We start from the raw sequence: 788 nt of genomic DNA on the forward strand, positions 1-788 counted from the left end.
CCGAAGGACGGGTTGGAGTTTTTGATCGCCGATCAATTGGAACGTGGTGTTGTTGATCGACGCGAATCTTGAAACGCGGAGTAGCAGAGGAGCGGAGCTTCGCGGAGTTGGGGTAGGAGCGTTTCGAGCTGGTGGAGATTGAGATGGAACAGAATCAAGTGACTGACGTAATCACTGGAGCCGCGATCGAAGTGAATCGTTGGCTTGGTCTTATTGGCGTTTGATGTATCTGGACGCTTGCTGCTCATCAATTTCTCGAAGCAAATTTCATCGACGGCCTAAATCGCATCGTCAACCGATACGGCGGCCCCAAGCCAGGCTGACGCTCACCTCTCTCCGCGAAGCTCCGCTCCTCCGTCACTCCGCGTTTCAATGCTTCTGTGTCCGCTTGCGTGGATGACGTTGAGTTTGCGGGTTGTTTGGGAGGGACTATCACCGCTCTTGCGGCATGTTCAGGTTGAGCGGGTCTTGTTGTCGGTGAATTCATAATGATGCCGATGAAGCGTGGGACCCCTACGAAAGGAATCACAGGAATGCACCAAATGACCCGCTCAACCGATGACCGTTTGTCAACCTGTTCACGTCGCGTGCGGCGAAACATCCTTCGGGGGTTGATCGTGGGTTGCTTGACGTTCGCCGCGCCATTGGCGATCCAGGCGGAGGATATTGAAGTGGTGAACACAAACGACAACGGGGACGGTTCGCTTCGCGAAGCGATTTCCAATGCGGAAGCGGGTGACCGGATCGTGTTCAATATTTCCGGCGGTGGAACGATCTCGTTGGCGACG

1 pseudogene is annotated in these 788 nt (G+C 54.8%); it reads left to right on the forward strand.

Annotated features, from left to right (window positions below):
- Positions 1-542: 542 nt before the first annotated feature.
- Positions 543-788: pseudogene (locus tag RE6C_RS19445) on the forward strand (autotransporter outer membrane beta-barrel domain-containing protein); the annotation flags it as partial.

Source organism: Rhodopirellula europaea 6C (genome assembly GCF_000338295.1).
Taxonomy (GTDB): domain Bacteria; phylum Planctomycetota; class Planctomycetia; order Pirellulales; family Pirellulaceae; genus Rhodopirellula; species Rhodopirellula europaea.